At 69.4% G+C, this 16995-nt stretch carries 19 protein-coding genes; all 19 read left to right on the top strand.

The features are described 5' to 3' along the window. Nucleotides 1–314: 314 nt before the first annotated feature. Nucleotides 315–2756, top strand: a complete 2442-nt coding sequence (locus U9J39_RS27265; RefSeq protein WP_326348584.1) for a TonB-dependent receptor — start codon at nucleotides 315–317, stop codon at nucleotides 2754–2756. Between the two features lie 92 nt (nucleotides 2757–2848). Next, on the top strand, nucleotides 2849–3043 hold the full coding sequence (locus U9J39_RS27260; protein WP_326348583.1) for a hypothetical protein: 195 nt from the start codon (nucleotides 2849–2851) through the stop codon (nucleotides 3041–3043). Between the two features lie 99 nt (nucleotides 3044–3142). After that, nucleotides 3143–3670 carry a hypothetical protein gene (locus U9J39_RS27255; protein ID WP_326348582.1) on the top strand — a complete coding sequence of 176 codons (528 nt, stop codon included), beginning with the start codon at nucleotides 3143–3145 and terminating at the stop codon, nucleotides 3668–3670. A 112-nt stretch (nucleotides 3671–3782) separates the two neighbouring features. Further along, nucleotides 3783–5009: a phosphoglycerate dehydrogenase gene (gene serA, locus U9J39_RS27250; protein ID WP_326348581.1), complete on the top strand. Its 1227-nt coding sequence runs from the start codon at nucleotides 3783–3785 to the stop codon at nucleotides 5007–5009. A gap of 207 nt (nucleotides 5010–5216) precedes the next feature. Continuing rightward, on the top strand, nucleotides 5217–5561 hold the full coding sequence (locus U9J39_RS27245; RefSeq protein ID WP_115712760.1) for a hypothetical protein: 345 nt from the start codon (nucleotides 5217–5219) through the stop codon (nucleotides 5559–5561). A gap of 193 nt (nucleotides 5562–5754) precedes the next feature. Then, nucleotides 5755–5919, top strand: coding sequence for a periplasmic nitrate reductase, NapE protein (napE, locus tag U9J39_RS27240; protein ID WP_115682903.1), 165 nt, complete (start codon nucleotides 5755–5757; stop codon nucleotides 5917–5919). 104 nt (nucleotides 5920–6023) lie between these two features. After that, entirely contained in the window at nucleotides 6024–6362 is a 339-nt protein-coding gene (locus U9J39_RS27235) for a chaperone NapD (RefSeq protein ID WP_115712759.1), read from the top strand. Beyond that, nucleotides 6359–8854, top strand: a complete 2496-nt coding sequence (gene napA / locus U9J39_RS27230) for a periplasmic nitrate reductase subunit alpha (protein WP_326348579.1) — start codon at nucleotides 6359–6361, stop codon at nucleotides 8852–8854. Before U9J39_RS27235 ends, napA begins: the two co-directional genes overlap by 4 nt. A gap of 25 nt (nucleotides 8855–8879) precedes the next feature. Next, nucleotides 8880–9416, top strand: coding sequence for a nitrate reductase cytochrome c-type subunit (locus U9J39_RS27225; RefSeq protein WP_326348578.1), 537 nt, complete (start codon nucleotides 8880–8882; stop codon nucleotides 9414–9416). A 58-nt stretch (nucleotides 9417–9474) separates the two neighbouring features. Continuing rightward, nucleotides 9475–10062: a cytochrome c3 family protein gene (locus U9J39_RS27220; RefSeq protein WP_111521201.1), complete on the top strand. Its 588-nt coding sequence runs from the start codon at nucleotides 9475–9477 to the stop codon at nucleotides 10060–10062. Nucleotides 10063–10065: 3 nt separating this feature from the next. After that, nucleotides 10066–10713: a cytochrome c biogenesis heme-transporting ATPase CcmA gene (ccmA, locus tag U9J39_RS27215; RefSeq protein WP_442784928.1), complete on the top strand. Its 648-nt coding sequence runs from the start codon at nucleotides 10066–10068 to the stop codon at nucleotides 10711–10713. After that, on the top strand, nucleotides 10710–11387 hold the full coding sequence (ccmB, locus tag U9J39_RS27210) for a heme exporter protein CcmB (RefSeq protein ID WP_116313647.1): 678 nt from the start codon (nucleotides 10710–10712) through the stop codon (nucleotides 11385–11387). Before ccmA ends, ccmB begins: the two co-directional genes overlap by 4 nt. Continuing rightward, the gene (locus U9J39_RS27205; protein WP_111521127.1) at nucleotides 11384–12154 is read left to right on the top strand and encodes a heme ABC transporter permease; all 771 of its coding nucleotides are present in this window, start codon (nucleotides 11384–11386) and stop codon (nucleotides 12152–12154) included. The genes ccmB and U9J39_RS27205 overlap by 4 nt, the downstream gene beginning before the upstream one ends. After that, nucleotides 12151–12300 carry a heme exporter protein CcmD gene (gene ccmD, locus U9J39_RS27200; protein ID WP_115712754.1) on the top strand — a complete coding sequence of 50 codons (150 nt, stop codon included), beginning with the start codon at nucleotides 12151–12153 and terminating at the stop codon, nucleotides 12298–12300. The genes U9J39_RS27205 and ccmD overlap by 4 nt, the downstream gene beginning before the upstream one ends. Then, nucleotides 12297–12767 carry a cytochrome c maturation protein CcmE gene (gene ccmE / locus U9J39_RS27195; RefSeq protein ID WP_326348576.1) on the top strand — a complete coding sequence of 157 codons (471 nt, stop codon included), beginning with the start codon at nucleotides 12297–12299 and terminating at the stop codon, nucleotides 12765–12767. Before ccmD ends, ccmE begins: the two co-directional genes overlap by 4 nt. Beyond that, nucleotides 12764–14800, top strand: a complete 2037-nt coding sequence (locus U9J39_RS27190; RefSeq protein WP_326348575.1) for a heme lyase CcmF/NrfE family subunit — start codon at nucleotides 12764–12766, stop codon at nucleotides 14798–14800. Before ccmE ends, U9J39_RS27190 begins: the two co-directional genes overlap by 4 nt. After that, nucleotides 14797–15339, top strand: coding sequence for a DsbE family thiol:disulfide interchange protein (locus tag U9J39_RS27185; RefSeq protein ID WP_116313644.1), 543 nt, complete (start codon nucleotides 14797–14799; stop codon nucleotides 15337–15339). Before U9J39_RS27190 ends, U9J39_RS27185 begins: the two co-directional genes overlap by 4 nt. Next, nucleotides 15332–15799: a cytochrome c-type biogenesis protein gene (locus tag U9J39_RS27180; protein ID WP_326348574.1), complete on the top strand. Its 468-nt coding sequence runs from the start codon at nucleotides 15332–15334 to the stop codon at nucleotides 15797–15799. Before U9J39_RS27185 ends, U9J39_RS27180 begins: the two co-directional genes overlap by 8 nt. Beyond that, complete coding sequence (gene ccmI, locus U9J39_RS27175) at nucleotides 15796–16995, top strand: c-type cytochrome biogenesis protein CcmI (protein WP_326348573.1); 1200 nt, start codon at nucleotides 15796–15798, stop codon at nucleotides 16993–16995. Before U9J39_RS27180 ends, ccmI begins: the two co-directional genes overlap by 4 nt.

Raw genomic sequence — 16995 nt, 5'->3', positions numbered from 1 at the left:
GACCGGGTTGGGATGCGGTGTGACAGAGCAAGGCCGATACCATGTGCGATGCAACACGGCATGCCGCATCCCCGCGGACCTTGCCTGGCCGGCGCTGCACCGCTGCCGGCCGCCGGCTCGCAGCGACGCGTGCTGCGATGCGCCGCGCGGCACTGTGCCGTGATGGAACACTGTCCCGCTGATGGCAACGCCCCCTTGTCCTGTTTTGTGACAGGGCGCAGGCCCATGCTGCCGCCCGGTACGAAAACTGCTGAAGCCCTGCCCACAGGCGCGGCCCGATGCAGGCATGCGCCGCTATCCCGAGGAGACCGACCATGCCAGCCATCCCGCGCCCTGCACCGCCAGGCCAGCGGCCATCCCGACTTCCGCGCGCCGTCGCAGCCCGCCCGTGCCGCCGCGCCGCGGTGCTGTCCGCGCTGATCACGCTGCTGTGCCAGCGTGCCGCTGTGGCGCAACAGGACACTGTTGCGCCAAACCAGGACAGTACGCTGCTGCCCGAAGTGCTGGTGGTGGCCGCCGCGCCGCTGCCCGGCATCGGCGTGGCCAGCGACCTGGTGCCCTACACCGTGCAGACCGTGCGCGGCAGCGAGCTCGGCGGCGCGCGCGCCGGCAACCTGGCCGACTACATGAACCGCCACCTCGCCGGCGTCAACGTCAATGACATCCAGGGCAGCCCGTTCCAGACCGACATCACCTACCGCGGTTTCCGCGCGTCATCGATCCCAGGCGTGCCGCAGGGACTGTCGGTTTACCTTGACGGCATCCGCGTCAACGAGCCCTTTGGCGACGTGGTCAGCTGGGACATGATCCCGGAGGCGGCGCTGGCGAGCGCGTCGCTGGTGTCCAGCGCCAACCCCGCCTACGGTCTCAACACGCTCGGCGGCGCGCTCGCCATGACCACGCGATCCGGGCTGGACTCGCCCGGCTTCACCGCCGACCTGTCCTACGGCAGCCATGCCCGCAAGCGCGCCGACCTGTCCGGCGGCATACGCAGCGACGGCGGCTGGCATGCGTTCGCCGCCGGCACGCTGTTCCACGAGCATGGCTGGCGCGACCATTCCGAGGGCCGGCTCGGCAATGTCTTTGCCAAGGCGGGCTACGCCGGCGCCAGCAGCAGCTGGGACGTGTCCGTGCTGCACGGGCGCAGCACGCTGACCGGCAACGGCCTGGTGCCCAGCTATCGCGCGGCTGACGGCGGCACGCTGCCCGAGCTGTACCAGTCCAACCGGCGCGCGGTCTACACCTATCCCGACCAGACCCGCAACCAGGTCACGCAGGCCGCGCTCAACGGCCGCCACTGGTTCGACGACAAGACCAGCGCCGCGGCGCTGGCCTATGTGCGCAACAGCCGCCGCGACACCGCCAACGGCGACGTGAACCCGGACTACGAGGCCTACGCCGAAGACTGCGAGGACGGCTTCGACGCCGACGGCAGCCCGCTCGGCGACGACTGCGGCATGACCCGCGCCGAAGGCGCGGCGCTGCACCCGGCGGTGCTCAACACCAGCCATATGCGGCAGCAGACCGTCGGCATGGCGCTGAGCCTGGCGCGGGAGAGCGAGCACCACGTGACCAATGCCGGCCTGACGCTCGACCGCAGCCGCCTCACCTATTCGCAATACGCCCAGCCCGGCAGCTTCACCGACGACCGCGGCGTGGTCGCCGACCCTGCCGCGGCCAACGCCCTGTTCTCCGGCGTCAGCGGCAACGCGCGCACGCTGGGCCTGTACCTGTCCGATACCTGGTCGCTGACGCCCACCACCTTCCTGACCGCGTCGGCGCGCTGGAACCATGTCACCGTCAGCAATACGCTGCGCAACAGCGACGGCAGCGAGCAGCCGCGCGAAAGCTTCACCTATCGCCGCCTGAACCCGGCGCTGGGGCTGGCGCAGAAGCTGGGCGGCGGCGTCACGGTGTTCGGCGGCTATGCGCAGAACAACCGCGTGCCGACCGTGCTCGAACTCGGCTGCGCCGATCCGGAACGGCCGTGCCGGCTGCCGGCCGGCCTGCAGGCCGATCCCTACCTGAAGCAGGTGGTGTCGCATTCGTTCGAGGCCGGCGTGCGCTGGCACCCGCGCCCGCACACCGAGCTCACGGCGTCGCTCTACCGCATCGACAACCACGACGACATCCTGTTCGTGCGCGCGCCGAACACGCAGCTCGGCTACTTCGCCAACTTCGACCGCACCCGCAATCAGGGGCTCGACCTGAGCGCGCGCCACCGCCTCGGCCCGGTCACGCTGCGGCTGGCCTACAGCTACCTGCAGGCCACCTACCAGTCCGCCGGCGCGCTGGCCGCCGGCGAACGCACCATCGACATCCGCCCGGGCATGCGCATGGCCGGGCTGCCGCGCCATACGCTCAAGCTGGGTGCGGACTGGCAGGCGCTGGCCGGCCTGGTGCTGGGCGCCGACCTGGTGGCGGTATCGGGCTCGGCTTCCAGCGGCAACGAGGACGGCCTGCGCAGCGACCCGCAGGCGGGCGCAGCCCCGCAGGCGGCCGACTGGAGCACGCCCGGCTACGCCACCATCAACCTGCGCGCGGCGTATCAGGTCAGCAAGCGCTTCGAGATCTACGCGCGCGTGGCCAACCTGCTGGACCGGCGCTACGAGACCTATGGCCAGATCGCCAACGACGTCTTTCCCGGCGGCAGCCTGGTGCGGCCGCACGTGGCGCCGGGCGACGCCGCCAGCGCGCTGTTTGTGGCGCCGGGGGCGCCGCGCAGTTTCTGGCTGGGTGTGGTGTTCCGGATGTAGCGCCGCGATCTTCACGATTCCTTACAGACAACGGCGCCGGCACAATCTATTCTCCTGTCGCAAATGGAATCCCCCACAACAAGGAGAATGCAATGAAATCCGTCCTGGCCCTTCTGGTTGCGTGCAGCGCGCTGCTCGGCGGCTGCGTGGTCGCCCCCTATGACACCTACGGCGCAGGCCCGCAGGGCTGCCCGCCGGGCCAGGCCAAAAAGGGCAACTGCCGCATCGACGCGTACGGCAACGAGTCGTTCTGCCCGCCGGGCCAGGCCAAGAAGGGCCGCTGCTAAACCGGCACGGGCCGGCGCCCGCCTCGCCGGCCGCTTGCGCCAGGCGGGCCGGCAGCCGGACAATGGCGGCTGCGGACATCCTTTTCGCAGGAGCGCGCCATGCCAACCCGGTCCCTGCCCCGCCGTCACCTCGTCTTCTTTTGCATAGCCGCCGCCCTGCTCGGCGCCTGTGCCACGCTGCAGCCCGAGCAGACTGGCCAGCAGATGATCGGCAGCCCCGAAAGTGCGGTGCGACAGACTTTCGGGCCTCCCACCGAGACCCACCGCCTGGCCGACGGCACCAGCCGCTGGCTGTGGTCGCGGCAGCCTTTCGGCCATGAGGTCTATGCCGCCGATTTCGACGCCGCGGGCAAGCTGACCCGCTACCGCCAGATGCTGACCGAGGCCGAAATCTATCGCGCCCAGGTCGGGGTCTGGACCAAGCAGGACGTGCAGCAGCACTTCGGCCTGCCGCGCGAGCCGGTGCAGTATTACCCGCTGATGCAGCGCGAAGCCTGGTCCTGGCGCATGTACAAGGACGGCCTGCAGACGGCGCACTTCAGCTGCTATTTCGACAACGCCGGCGTGCTGCGCCAGACCATGATCATCGTCGATCCGCTTGGCGGCGACGCGCGCCGCGCGCGCTGACGGCTGACGCTGAAGCCGCGTCCGGTGCCAATGCCGGCAGCAGGGGCTCCCCGGCCCCGCCACCGTTTTGCGCGCAGAATGGAGACGATGCGGCAATGCCCGCCAACCCTCCATGCGGAAAACCAACGTGACCACAGCCATCCTGCTCGAGAACATCCACCAGAGCGCCAACGCCCGGCTGGCCGAAGCCGGCCTGCAGGTCGAGCGCCGCACCGGCGCGCTGGCCGGTGCCGAACTGCGCCAGGTGCTGGCCGACCATGAGGTGATCGGCATCCGCTCCGCCACCCACCTGCGCGCGGACGATATCCGCAGCGCGCCCGGGCTGCTTTCGATCGGCTGCTTCTGCATCGGCACCTCGCAGGTCGACCTCGACGCGGCCACCGCCGCCGGCATCCCGGTCTTCAACGCGCCCTTTTCCAACACCCGTTCGGTGGCCGAGCTGGTCGTTGCCGAAGCGGTGATGCTGCTGCGCCGGATCCCCGAGAAGAACACGCTCGCGCATGCCGGCAAATGGGCCAAGGGCGCAGCCGGCGCGTTCGAGACGCGCGGCAAGACCATCGCCATCGTCGGCTACGGCAATATCGGCTCGCAGGTAGGCGTGCTGGCCGAATCGATGGGCATGCGCGTGGTCTACTACGATGTGCTCGCGCGGCTCTCGCACGGTTCGGCCCGCGCCGCGGGGTCGCTGGAAGAAGCGGTGTCGCAGGCAGAGGTGGTGACTCTGCACGTGCCGGCCACGCCGCGCACGCGCAACATGATCGATGCCAACATCCTCGCCGCATTCAAGCCCGGCGCGATCCTGATCAATGCCTCGCGCGGCAGCGTGGTCGACATCGCCGCGCTGGCCGCGGCGCTGCGCGAGAAGCGGCTGGGCGGCGCGGCCATCGACGTGTTCCCCGAAGAGCCCAAGACCAACCAGGACCCCTTCACCAGCGAACTGCAGAACCTGCCCAACGTACTGCTGACCCCGCACGTCGGCGGCAGCACCGAGGAAGCGCAGGAGAACATCGGCACCGAGGTCGCGGCCAAGCTCGCGCACTTCCTCGCCACCGGCGGCACCATCGGCGCGGTCAACTTCCCCGAGGTCGACCCCGGTCCGCTGCATGCACCGGCACGCCTGCTCAACGTGCACGGCAACGCGCCCGGCGCGCTGGCCGCGCTGAACACGCTGCTGGCGCAGGAAGGCGTGAACATTACCGGCCAGCACCTGCAGACGCGTGGCCACACCGGCTATGTGGTGACCGACCTGGACCGCGCGCCGTCCGGGCAGTTGATGCAGGCGTTGCAGACGCATGCCGGCTTCGCGCGCTCGCGGCTGATCCTGCGCGGGGCGGCTTAGCATTGGCCAGGATCGCGGATCATGGGCGCCCCGCCATGGTCGCGGCTGCGCTCTCTTCAATCTCCACCAAACTGTCTGAAACTCCAAAACTGCTCTGAACCAGGGACTATGCTGAATGCAGCCCACAAGCGCATTAGTGGGCCTGCACGCTAGCGATGTCAATGGCGGCCCGCGTCGGCGCCGCACCAACAATCGTGAGGTTCAGCTATGTCGCTTGAACGGAGCAGGAAGGCCGCCGCCCTGGTCGGCCGGCTGGCCGGGGTCGCGCTGCTGGGGAGCGCCGGGATTGGCAGCGCCGCAGCGCAGACCGGCACCATTACGTTCCTGGGGGCGATCACGAATCCCTCCTGTGCACTGCGCCCCTCCGCCGGCATGGTGCAGGCCAGTTGCCAGCAGCCGTCCGGGCAGATGCTCTCGGCACCATTCGCCGTGACTCCGCCGCGACAGGCAGGACCCGCGCGCATCGGCATCGCCAGGCTGAACGTGGAACCCGCCCGCGCCGCCCGGCGCGGGGCGGCGCCCGCCTACCTGGTTGTGGTGACCTATCACTAGATGACATATCCGGCCGGCATTGCGCCCGGCCCGCGCTACCGCAATCGGGTCACCGCACAGCCGGCGCCGCGGCCTATGCCGCATCTCGCGCTGGCGCGGGCAAGTGCAGTCTTGACACCTTGCCCTGCGCTTCCTTTAATGGTGTAACGCATCGGGCCGCGCCTGATCCCTTTTGCCGAGGACGTCAACGACGATGGATACCGGTGAAACCCACGATCCCCAACGCAAGCAAGAAGAACTGCGCAGCTTCCTTTTCCTGACCGCGGTCATGGTGCCGGTGCTGTCCGTCATCATCGTCGCGGGCTATGGGTTCATTGTCTGGATGACCCAGTTGATCAGCGGACCGCCGTCCCACTAGGCGGCCCACGCAGGCCGGTGTTGCCAAGCGGCGCCACCGGGGCATTGAATTGATAAAAACAAGCTGCAGCACAGACTGAAACGGCATCGAACCGGAGCTTGCGCATGCCCGCTGCAAGACGTGCCATCCCCATCCAGCCACTGCCGACGGGCGCAGAGTGGCATATAGCCGGCATCGTGGTCCATGCACTTCCCGCCAGGCTGCCGCAGGTGCGCGCGGCGATCGACGCCATCGCCGGCGCCGAGATCCATGCCGCCAGCGACAGTGGCAAGCTGGTAGTCACCATCGAAGCGCCCACCTCGCGCGCCATCGCCGCGCATCTGACCTTTCTGCACCAGCTCGACGGCGTGCTGTCGGCCGCGCTGGTCTACCAGCACAACGAAGATGCCGAGGCCATGCACGAGGCCGTGAATCCCGCAATGAACGAGGAGGCTGGCATATGACCCTCTCCCGCCGCGATTTCATCAAGCAGACCGCCGTCGCCGCAACGGCATCGGTAGCCGGCGTCACGCTGCCCGCCGGAGCCGCCAACTTTGTCACGGACAGCGAGGTGACAAAGCTGAAATGGTCCAAGGCGCCGTGCCGCTTCTGCGGCACCGGCTGCGGCGTCACGGTGGCGGTCAAGGACAACAAGGTGGTTGCCACCAACGGCGACCCGCAGGCCGAGGTCAACAAGGGGCTGAACTGCGTCAAGGGCTACTTCCTGTCGAAGATCATGTACGGCCAGGACCGGTTGACCAGGCCGCTGCTGCGCATGAAGAACGGCCAGTACGACAAGAACGGCGAATTCGCGCCGGTCACGTGGGAGCGCGCCTTCGACGAGATGGAGCGCCAGTTCAAGCGCGTGCTGAAAGAGAAAGGCCCGACCGCGGTGGGCATGTTCGGCTCGGGCCAGTGGACCGTGTGGGAAGGCTATGCCGCGTCCAAGCTGTACAAGGCCGGCTTCCGCTCCAACAATATCGATCCCAATGCACGCCACTGCATGGCGTCCGCGGTACAGGGCTTCATGCGCACCTTCGGCATGGACGAGCCGATGGGCTGCTATGACGATTTCGAGGCCGCCGATGCCTTCGTGCTGTGGGGCTCGAACATGGCCGAGATGCATCCCATCCTGTGGACCCGCATCACCGACCGGCGCCTGAGCCATCCCAAGACCCGCGTGGCGGTGCTGTCGACCTTCACCCACCGCTCGTTCGACCTGGCCGACATCCCGGTCATCTTCAAGCCGCAGACCGACCTGGCGATGATGAACTACATCGCCCACTACATCATCAAGAACAACAAGGTCAACAAGGACTTCGTCAACAAGCACACGGTGTTCAAGGAAGGCGTGACCAACATCGGCTATGGGCTGCGTCCCGAGCATCCGCTGCAGAAGGCGGCCAAGAACGCGGCCGATCCCGGCGCCTCGCGCCCGATCACGTTCGACGACTTCGCGCGCTTTGTGGCCAAGTACGATGCCGATACCGTCAGCAAGCTGTCGGGCGTGCCCAAGGACAAGCTCGACCAGCTGGCCGAGCTCTATGCCGATCCCAACATCAAGGTGATGTCGCTGTGGACCATGGGCTTCAACCAGCATACGCGCGGCAGCTGGGCCAACAACATGATCTACAACCTGCACCTGCTGACCGGCAAGATCGCCACGCCGGGCAACAGCCCGTTTTCGCTGACCGGGCAGCCGTCCGCCTGCGGCACCGCGCGCGAGGTCGGCACCTTCTCGCACCGGCTGCCGGCGGACATGGTGGTGACCAATCCCAAGCACCGCGAAGAAGCCGAGCGCATCTGGAAGCTGCCGGCGGGCACCATTCCCGACAAGCCGGGCTACCACGCCGTGCTGCAGAACCGCATGCTCAAGGACGGCAAGCTCAATGCGTACTGGGTGCAGGTCAACAACAACATGCAGGCGGCGGCCAACCTGATGGAAGAGGGCTTGCCGGGCTACCGCAATCCCGCCAACTTCATCGTGGTGTCTGACGCCTACCCCACCGTCACCGCGCTGGCGGCCGACCTGATCCTGCCGAGCGCGATGTGGGTCGAGAAGGAAGGCGCCTACGGCAATGCCGAGCGCCGCACGCAGTTCTGGCACCAGCTGGTCGATGCGCCGGGCGAGGCGCGCTCCGACCTGTGGCAGCTGATGGAGTTTTCCAAGCGCTTCAAGGTCGAGGACGTCTGGCCCGCCGACCTGATCGCGAAGAAGCCGGAATACCGCGGCAAGACCCTGTTCGACGTGCTCTACCGCAACGGGCAGGTCGACAAGTTCCCGCTCAAGGAAGTCAGCACCGAGTACCACAACGCCGAGGCCAAGGCCTTCGGCTTCTACGTGCAGAAGGGGCTGTTCGAGGAATACGCCACCTTCGGCCGCGGCCATGGCCACGACCTGGCGCCGTTCGACGCCTACCATGAGGCGCGCGGCCTGCGCTGGCCGGTGGTCAACGGCAAGGAAACCCGCTGGCGCTACCGCGAAGGCAGCGATCCCTACGTGAAGGCCGGCACCGGCTACCAGTTCTACGGCAACCCCGACGGCAAGGCGGTGATCTTCGCCCTGCCCTACGAGCCGCCGGCCGAATCGCCCGACAAGGAGTACCCGTACTGGCTGGTCACGGGCCGCGTGCTGGAGCACTGGCATTCCGGCTCGATGACGCGCCGCGTGCCCGAGCTGTACCGCGCCTTCCCCAACGCCGTGGTGTTCATGCATCCGGAAGATGCCAGGGCCATGGGACTGCGCCGCGGCGTGGAAGTGGAAGTGTTGTCGCGGCGCGGGAGCATGCGCTCGCGCCTTGAGACCCGCGGGCGCGATGCGCCGCCGCGCGGGCTGGTGTTCGTGCCGTGGTTCGACGCCAGCCAGCTGATCAACAAGGTCACGCTCGACGCCACCTGCCCGATCTCGCTGCAGACCGACTTCAAGAAGTGCGCGGTCAAGATCGTCAAGGTCTAGCGCGGCCGATACAACAGGAGACGCCATGAAACCGAGTCGATCCTGGGCGCCACTGCTGGCCGTGCTCACGCTGCTGCTGCCGGTGCTGGCGGCATTGCCGCTGCCGGCGCGTGCTCAGCAGCAGCAGCAGCAGCAGCAAGGCCTGGTCGATGCCATGCGCGGCAGCACGCCCATCGGCAACGAGACCAAGGCCCCGATCATATACCCGACCGAGAACAAGGACATCCGCCGCAACCGCAACTACACCATGCAGCCGCCGACGATCCCGCACAAGATCGACGGCTACCAGGTCGACAAGGACTTCAACCGCTGCATGTTCTGCCACGCGCGCACCCGCACCGAAGAGACCCAGGCGATCCCGGTCAGCATCACGCACTACATGGACCGCGACAACAACGTGCTGGCCGAGGTGTCGCCGCGCCGCTATTTCTGCACGCAGTGCCACGTGCCGCAGGCGGACGCCAAGCCGCTGGTGGGCAATACCTTCATCGATGTCGAGCAGATGCTCAAGCGCAAGCCCGGCGCCAAAGGAGCGGCCGACACCAAGGGAGCGGCCAAATAAGGGCGCGACCAGATAGCAGCGCCCGGCCCCGACCTCAACCTCATTGCGGATGCGCGCCATGCTCGACCTGCTCAAGCGCTACTGGCGGACCATCAACCGGCCCAGCGCCTACTTCAGCCTGGGCTTCCTGACACTGGGCGGCTTTATCGCCGGCGTGGTGTTCTGGGGCGCGTTCAACACCGCGCTGGAACTGACCAACACCGAGCAATTCTGCACCGGCTGCCACGAGATGCGCGACAACGTCTACCAGGAGCTGCAGGGCACCATCCACTTCACCAACCGCAGCGGCGTGCGCGCCAAATGCTCGGACTGCCACGTGCCGCACAACTGGACCGACAAGATGGCGCGCAAGATGCAGGCGTCCAAGGAAGTCTGGGCCAAGATCTTCGGCACCGTCGACACGCGCGAGAAATTCCAGGCGCACCGGCTGACGCTGGCGCAGCACGAGTGGGCCCGCTTCAAGGCCAACGATTCGCTGGAATGCCGCAACTGCCACGATTACCAGTCGATGGACTTCACCCGGCAGAGCCCGCGCGCGCAGGCCATGCATTCGACCTACCTGGCCAACAAGGAGAAGACCTGCATCGACTGCCACAAGGGCATCGCCCATCATCTTCCGGACGTATCCAAGGCCGAGGAGAAATGACGCGTGCTGCTACCCGCCGCCCGGCCAGATCATGCGCCCGCGCTGAGCGTTGAAGGGCTCGGCCTGTCGCGCGCCGCCCGCCCGGTGCTGCGCGGCATCGACCTGGCGCTGTCGCCGGGCTGCCTGCTGCAGGTACTGGGGGCCAACGGTAGCGGCAAGACCAGCCTGCTGCGCGTGCTGTGCGGCCTCGCCGTGCCGGACGAAGGCACGCTGCACTGGCACGGCCGGCCACTGCGCGCCGGCGATCCTGCCTACCTGCAGGCGCTGGCCTATGTCGGCCATGCCAATGGCATCGACCCGGATTTGAGCCCGACTGAAAACCTGCGCTTTGCCGCGCGCATGGCCGGCAGCGACGCGGCCGGCGCGGTCGCGAATGCACTGGCCGCGCAGGCACTGGAGCGTCTCGCGCACACGCCGGTGCGCGCGCTGTCGCAAGGGCAGCGGCGGCGCGTGGCGCTGGCACGCCTGTCGCTGGCGCGGCGCGCGCTGTGGCTGCTCGACGAACCGGTGGCGGCGCTGGATGCCGACGCCTGCGCGCGCTTCGACGCACAGCTCGACGCGCACCTGGCAGCGGGCGGCATGGCGGTGATCGCCACCCACCAGTTGCTGCGCAACGGCGGCGCGGTGCTGCGGCTGGAGGCGGCGGCATGACCCGCACCCTGGCCGCCATCGTCGCGCACGACGTGTCGCTGTCCTGGCGCCGGCGTGGCAGCCTGCTCGGCAGCGTGGTGTTCTTTGTCATCGCCGTGAGCCTGTTCCCGCTGGCGATCGGTCCCGAGCCGCAGCAGTTGCGCGCGCTGGCGCCCGGGATCCTGTGGGTCACGGCGCTGCTGGCGTCGATGCTGTCGCTGTCGCGGCTGTTCGCGCAGGAGCACGCGGATGGCAGCCTCGACCAGTTGCTGCTGTCACCGCATCCGCTGGCGCTGCTGGTGCTGGCCAAGATCGCGGCGCACTGGCTGACCAGCGGGCTGCCGCTGTTGCTGCTGACACCGTTGCTGGCGCAGCAGTACGGGCTGCCGTGGGGTGCCTCGCTGCTGCTGTCGGCCTCGCTGCTGGTCGGCACGCCGACGCTCTCCCTGATCGGCGCCGTGGGCGCGGCGCTGACGCTGGGCGTGCGCGGCGGCGCGGTGCTGCTGTGCATCCTGGTGCTGCCGCTGTGCGTGCCGGTGCTGGTGTTCGGCGCCAGCGCCGCGGCGGCGGCCGACGCCGGGCTCGACGTGGTGCCGCAGTTCTCGTTGCTGGGCGCGTGCCTGGCGTTGTCGCTGTTCCTGTGCCCGCTGGCCGCCGCCGCGGGGCTACGCATCGCCATGGAGACGCCGGCATGAGCCAGCCGCTGCCCTCGCTGCATACCGCCGGAGCGCCGCGGGCGCGCTTTGCCTGGATGGCATACGCGGCGCCGGTGCGGTTCTATCCGCTGGCCGGGCGCATGGCACCGTGGTTCTTCGCCGCGGCGGCGGTGCTTGCCCTCGCCGGCCTGTATGTCGGCTTTGCCGTGGCGCCCACCGATGCGCAGCAGGGCGAGGTCTACCGCATCATCTTCATCCACGTGCCGGCGGCATGGATGTCGATGTTCATCTACCTGGTCATGGCCTGCTACTGCGCGCTGGCGCTGGTGCTGCGCACGCGGCTGTCGTCGATGATGGCCTCGGCGCTGGCGCCCACCGGCGCGCTGTTCACGGCGCTGGCGCTCTGGACCGGTGCGCTGTGGGGCCAGCCGACGTGGGGCACTTGGTGGGTCTGGGATGCGCGGCTGACCTCCGAGCTGATCCTGCTGTTCCTGTACCTCGGCTTTATCGCGCTGGAATCCGCCATCGACGAGCCGCGCCGCGCCGAGCGTGCCTGCGCGGTGCTGGCGCTGGTGGGCGTGGCCAATATCCCGGTGATCTACTTCTCGGTGCAGTGGTGGAACACGCTGCACCAGGGCGCTTCGGTCAGCCTGACGGCGGCGCCGTCGATGGCGGCCACGATGCTGGCCGGCATGCTGCTGATGACGCTGGCATGCTGGATGTACACCATCGCCGTAGCGCTGGTGCGCGTGCGCTGCATCCTGCGCGAACGCGGCGAGGTGCCGCCCACCGGAGAGACATCATGACCCTGTCGTCGCTGCTCCCCTATGGAGGCCATGGCATCTTCATCGCCGGCGCGTTCGGCATGAGCGCGCTGCTGCTGGCGCTGGAACTGGCGCTGCTGGCGCGCCGCTGCCGCGCCGGTGCGAAACAGGCCGGCACGCGCCGATGACGCCGCGCCAGCGCCGCTTCGGCATGCTCGCCGCGGCCCTGGCCTGCGGCGGCATCGCGCTGGCGCTGGTACTTAATGCCTTCCGCTCCAACCTGGTGTTCTTCTTCAGCCCGAGCCAGGTGGCGGCGCAGGAAGCGCCGGTGGCGCGCAGCTTCCGGCTTGGCGGACTGGTCGAGCCCGGCTCGATCCGGCGCGAGGGCGACGGCATGACCGTGCGCTTCGTCGTCACCGACACCGCGCGGCAGGTGCCGGTGCTCTACCGCGGCCTGCTGCCCGACCTGTTCCGCGAGGGCAAGGGCGTGGTCGCGCGCGGCAAGCTGGAACCCGACGGCACATTCATTGCCAGCGAGGTGCTGGCCAAGCACGACGAGAACTACATGCCGCCCGAAGCCGCCGACGCGCTCAAGCAGGCTGAACAGGTGAACCGCCGCATGGCCGGGGCCCCCGCGCAGGGAGCGCGCCAATGATCGCCGAACTGGGGCACTTCGCGCTGATCGTCGCGCTGCTGGTAGCGCTGGTGCAGGCGGCAGTGCCGCTGGCGGGCGTGGCGCGCGGCAGGCTGGCGTGGATGGCGGTGGCGCGGCCGGCTGCGCGCGTGCAATGCGCGCTGGTGGCATTGTCGTTCGCGGCGCTGGCATGGGGCTTCGTCGCCAACGACTTCAGCGTGCGCTATGTCGCCGCCAATTCCAACAGCGCGCTGCCGCTTGCCTACCGCATTGCGGCGGTATGGGGCGGGCATGAAGGTTCGATGCTGCTGTGGACGCTGATGCTGGCGCTGTGGTCGCTGGCGGTGGCGCGCTACAGCCGCCAGCTGCCGCTGGCCACGGTGGCGCGCGTGCTGGGCGTGATGGGAGCGATCAGCGCTGGTTTCGTGCTGTTCCTGCTGTTTGCCTCCAACCCCTTCGTGCGGCTGCTGCCGCCGGCGATGGCGGGGCGCGACCTCAATCCGTTGCTGCAGGACCCCGGCATGGTCTTCCACCCCCCGCTGCTCTACATGGGCTATGTCGGCTTCTCGGTGACCTTCGCCTTCGCCGTGGCGGCACTGCTGGCCGGGCGCGTCGACGCCGCCTGGGCGCGCTGGTCGCGGCCGTGGACCACGGTGGCGTGGGCCTTCCTGACGCTGGGCATCATGCTGGGCAGCGCCTGGGCGTATTACGAACTGGGCTGGGGCGGCTGGTGGTTCTGGGATCCGGTCGAGAACGCCTCGTTCATGCCGTGGCTGGCGGGGACCGCGCTGATGCATTCGCTGGCGGTCACGGAGAAGCGCGGGGCGTTCCGCGCGTGGACCGTGCTGCTGGCGATCTTCACGTTCTCGCTGAGCCTGCTCGGCACCTTCCTGGTCCGCTCCGGCGTGCTGACCTCGGTGCATGCGTTCGCGGTCGATCCCAGGCGCGGCATCTTCATCCTGGCCCTGCTGGGCCTGGTCACCGGCATTGCGCTGGCGCTGTACGCATGGCGCGCGCCGCGCTTGTCGGGCGTGTCGCGGCGGGTCGAGTTTGCCGCGGTCTCGCGCGAGTCGCTGCTGCTGGCCAACAACGTGCTGCTGGCGGTGGCGGCGGCAACGGTGCTGCTCGGCACGCTCTACCCGCTGCTGGTCGATGTGCTGGGACTGGGCAAGATCTCGGTCGGGCCTGCCTACTTCGAGCAGGTGTTCGTGCCGCTGATGGCTCCCGCGGTGCTGCTGATGGGCGCGGCGCCGCTGGCGCGCTGGCGCCATGGCAGCCTGCCCGACATGGCGCGGCGGCTGCGCTGGGCCGGCATCGCCAGCGTGGCCATCGGCCTGGGACTGCTGCTGGTGCTGCGCAACACCTCCGCCATGACCGGGCTGGGGCTGCTGCTGGCGGCATGGTGCGTGCTGAGCGCGGTGGCGAGCCTGGCGGGCAGGCTGCGCCATCAGCAGGGGCGCAGGTTCAGCGCGCTGCGCCAGCTCGCGCCCAGCTACTGGGGCATGCTGCTGGCGCACGCCGGCGTCGGCATCTTCATCGCGGGCGTGACGCTGGTCACCGGACAGGAAAGCCTGCGCGAACTGCCGATGCGCGCGGGCGATACCGTCAGTGTCGGCGGCTACGACTTCCGCTTCGCCGGCGTGAGGCAGGCCGCCGGTCCCAATTACGACGCGCTGCGCGGCACGCTGACCGCCTCGCGCGACGGCAAGCGCGTGGCGGTGCTCCATCCCGAGCGCCGCATCTACCGCAGCCAGGACATGCCGACCACCGAGGCCGCGATCGACAGCGGCCTGACGCGCGACCTGTACGTGGCGCTGGGCGAGAACGTGTCCAACGGCGCCGACGGCAGCGCCTGGGCCGTGCGCATCCACGTCAAGCCCTTCGTCGACTGGATCTGGGCGGGCTGCGTGCTGATGGCGCTGGGCGGCCTGCTGGCCGCATGCGACAAGCGCTACCGGCTGCGCCGCCGCGCCGCGGCCGAAGCCGCTCCCGCGCCAACGAGTGCCCCTGCCGCGCCCGCACTGGCCTCCACGCGCGAGGAGACGCCGGCATGACGCGTTTCCTGCTGCCGCTCGCCGCCTTCCTCGCGCTCGCTGTCGCGCTGGCCGCGGGCCTACGCCACGATCCGCGCGAACTGCCCTCGCCGCTGGTAGGCAAGGCCGCGCCCGCCTTCACGCTGCCGCTGCTGGAACCGGAAGGCCGCACGCTGGCGTCCGCCGACATGCGCGGCAAGGTGTGGCTGCTGAATGTGTGGGCCTCGTGGTGCGCGGCCTGCCGCACCGAGCATCCGGTACTGGTCGACTTCGCCGCGCGCGCGCCGGTGCCGCTGTACGGCCTGAATTACAAGGACGAGGCCGGCGCCGCGCGCGACTGGCTGCAGCGGCTCGGCGACCCCTACACCGCATCGCTGGTCGACGCCGACGGGCGCGTGGGGATCGACTACGGCGTCTATGGGGTGCCCGAGACCTTTGTCATCGACCAGCACGGCGTGGTGCGCTACCGCCAGGTCGGCCCCGTCACGCGCGAGGTGCTGGAGCAGAAGCTGATCCCGCTGATCGAGCGCCTGCAACGCCAGGGAGGTGGCCATGCATAGGCTTCGCGCTGCGCTTGCCCTGTGGCTATGCTGGCTGCCAGTGCTGGCGGCTGCCGCGCCGACCGAGGCCGAGCTCGATGCGCGCGTGCATGCGCTGTCCAATGAACTGCGCTGCCTGGTGTGCCAGAACCAGACGCTGGCCGACTCCAACGCCGACCTGGCCGTCGACCTGCGCCGCCAGATCCGCGAACAGCTGCGCGGCGGCGCCAGCGAGCAGTCGGTCAAGGACTACCTGGTACAGCGCTATGGCGACTTCGTGCTGTACAAGCCGCCGCTGCGGCCGCTGACGTGGCTGTTGTGGTTTGGCCCGCTGCTGCTGGTTGCCGGCGTCGCATGGGCAGTCGTGCGGGCTCGCGCAAGTCACCGCGGCACGGGCGCTGCACTCGACGACAGCGCCCGGCGCCACCTTGAAAGCCTGCTCAACGACGCCGCCGATCCTGCCAGCCCCCGACAACCATGACGACCTTCTGGCTGCTCGCCGCCGCGCTGATCGCCGCCGCCATGGCCGGGCTGTTGTGGCCGCTGCTGCGCCGCCTCGCCACTCCTGACCCTGGCACACCGGAGCGCACGCTGCTGGTCGACCTGTACCGCGACCAGTTGCGCGAGCTCGACGCCGACCTGCGCACCGGCACGCTGAGCGCGACCCGGCATGCCGAAGCCCGCGACGAACTCGGCCGCCGGCTGCTGGATGAAGCCGCGGACACCGCCACCGGCACGCACCGCGCCAGCACTTCCCCCCTGCTCGCCGCGGCATTGCTGGCGGCGTTGCCGAGCGCCGCCATCCTGCTCTACCTGCACCTGGGCAACCCCGTCGCGCTCTGGCGCGCCGGCGACATGCCGGACGTTGGCGGCAGCCAGCACCAGCTCAGCGGCGGGCAGGTCGAAGGCATGGTCAACCAGCTGGCGCAGCGGCTGCGCGAAGCGCCGGCCGATCCCGAAGGCTGGGCCATGCTGGCGCGCTCCTACAGCGTGCTGGAGCGGCATGCCGACGCTGCGGCGGCCTACGCCCGCGCCGTCGAGCTGGCGCCAGAGGTGGCATCGCTGCGCGCCGATTACGCCGATGTGCTGGCCAGTCTCAACCATGGCTCACTGCAAGGCCTGCCAATGGCGGAGATCGGCCGGGCGCTGGCGCTGGACCCGGATGACCCCAAGGCCCTGGCGCTGGCGGCCAGCGCGGCGGTGGAGCGCGGCGACAAACAGGCGGCGATCGGCTACTGGGAACACCTGCACCGGCTGCTGCCCCCGGATTCGCAGACCGCGGCGCGCGTGGCCGCAAGCCTTGTCGCGGCGCGCGGCGATTCCGCCGCGCCGCCGGCGAAGATCACCGGCATGGTCACCCTTAGCGAAAGGGCCGGGCGCACGCCGCAGCCGGGCGACACCCTGTTCGTCTACGCCCTGCCCGCCGACGGCTCGCGCATGCCGCTGGCGGTGGTGCGCCGGCAGGCGCGCGACCTGCCGCTGACGTTCACGCTGGACGACGCAATGGCGATGCGGCCCGACCGCAAGCTGTCGGCGCACACGCAGGTGGTGGTGGAGGCGCGCGTTTCAGCAAGCGGCAATGCCATGCCGCAGTCGGGCGACCTGGTCGGGCGCAGCGGTCCGCTGGCAGTCGGCAGCGAAGGCGTGCGGATCGCGATCGACGCTGCCGTGCCATAG

Source organism: Cupriavidus sp. SS-3 (assembly GCF_035818815.1).
GTDB lineage: Bacteria > Pseudomonadota > Gammaproteobacteria > Burkholderiales > Burkholderiaceae > Cupriavidus > Cupriavidus taiwanensis_C.
The sequence above is the reverse complement of the archived record's forward strand: the minus strand, read 5'-3'. Positions and strand labels throughout refer to the sequence as shown.

Coding starts and splice junctions, on each gene's coding strand:
- U9J39_RS27190 (WP_326348575.1), top strand. CDS start 12,764: ATGATCGCCGAACTGGGGCACTTCGCGCTGATCGTCGCGCTGCTGGTA.
- U9J39_RS27220 (WP_111521201.1), top strand. CDS start 9,475: ATGCTCGACCTGCTCAAGCGCTACTGGCGGACCATCAACCGGCCCAGC.
- ccmB (WP_116313647.1), top strand. CDS start 10,710: ATGACCCGCACCCTGGCCGCCATCGTCGCGCACGACGTGTCGCTGTCC.
- U9J39_RS27235 (WP_115712759.1), top strand. CDS start 6,024: ATGCCCGCTGCAAGACGTGCCATCCCCATCCAGCCACTGCCGACGGGC.
- napA (WP_326348579.1), top strand. CDS start 6,359: ATGACCCTCTCCCGCCGCGATTTCATCAAGCAGACCGCCGTCGCCGCA.
- serA (WP_326348581.1), top strand. CDS start 3,783: ATGCGGAAAACCAACGTGACCACAGCCATCCTGCTCGAGAACATCCAC.
- napE (WP_115682903.1), top strand. CDS start 5,755: ATGGATACCGGTGAAACCCACGATCCCCAACGCAAGCAAGAAGAACTG.
- U9J39_RS27185 (WP_116313644.1), top strand. CDS start 14,797: ATGACGCGTTTCCTGCTGCCGCTCGCCGCCTTCCTCGCGCTCGCTGTC.
- U9J39_RS27205 (WP_111521127.1), top strand. CDS start 11,384: ATGAGCCAGCCGCTGCCCTCGCTGCATACCGCCGGAGCGCCGCGGGCG.
- ccmD (WP_115712754.1), top strand. CDS start 12,151: ATGACCCTGTCGTCGCTGCTCCCCTATGGAGGCCATGGCATCTTCATC.
- U9J39_RS27180 (WP_326348574.1), top strand. CDS start 15,332: ATGCATAGGCTTCGCGCTGCGCTTGCCCTGTGGCTATGCTGGCTGCCA.
- U9J39_RS27245 (WP_115712760.1), top strand. CDS start 5,217: ATGTCGCTTGAACGGAGCAGGAAGGCCGCCGCCCTGGTCGGCCGGCTG.
- U9J39_RS27265 (WP_326348584.1), top strand. CDS start 315: ATGCCAGCCATCCCGCGCCCTGCACCGCCAGGCCAGCGGCCATCCCGA.
- U9J39_RS27225 (WP_326348578.1), top strand. CDS start 8,880: ATGAAACCGAGTCGATCCTGGGCGCCACTGCTGGCCGTGCTCACGCTG.
- U9J39_RS27260 (WP_326348583.1), top strand. CDS start 2,849: ATGAAATCCGTCCTGGCCCTTCTGGTTGCGTGCAGCGCGCTGCTCGGC.
- U9J39_RS27255 (WP_326348582.1), top strand. CDS start 3,143: ATGCCAACCCGGTCCCTGCCCCGCCGTCACCTCGTCTTCTTTTGCATA.
- ccmE (WP_326348576.1), top strand. CDS start 12,297: ATGACGCCGCGCCAGCGCCGCTTCGGCATGCTCGCCGCGGCCCTGGCC.
- ccmI (WP_326348573.1), top strand. CDS start 15,796: ATGACGACCTTCTGGCTGCTCGCCGCCGCGCTGATCGCCGCCGCCATG.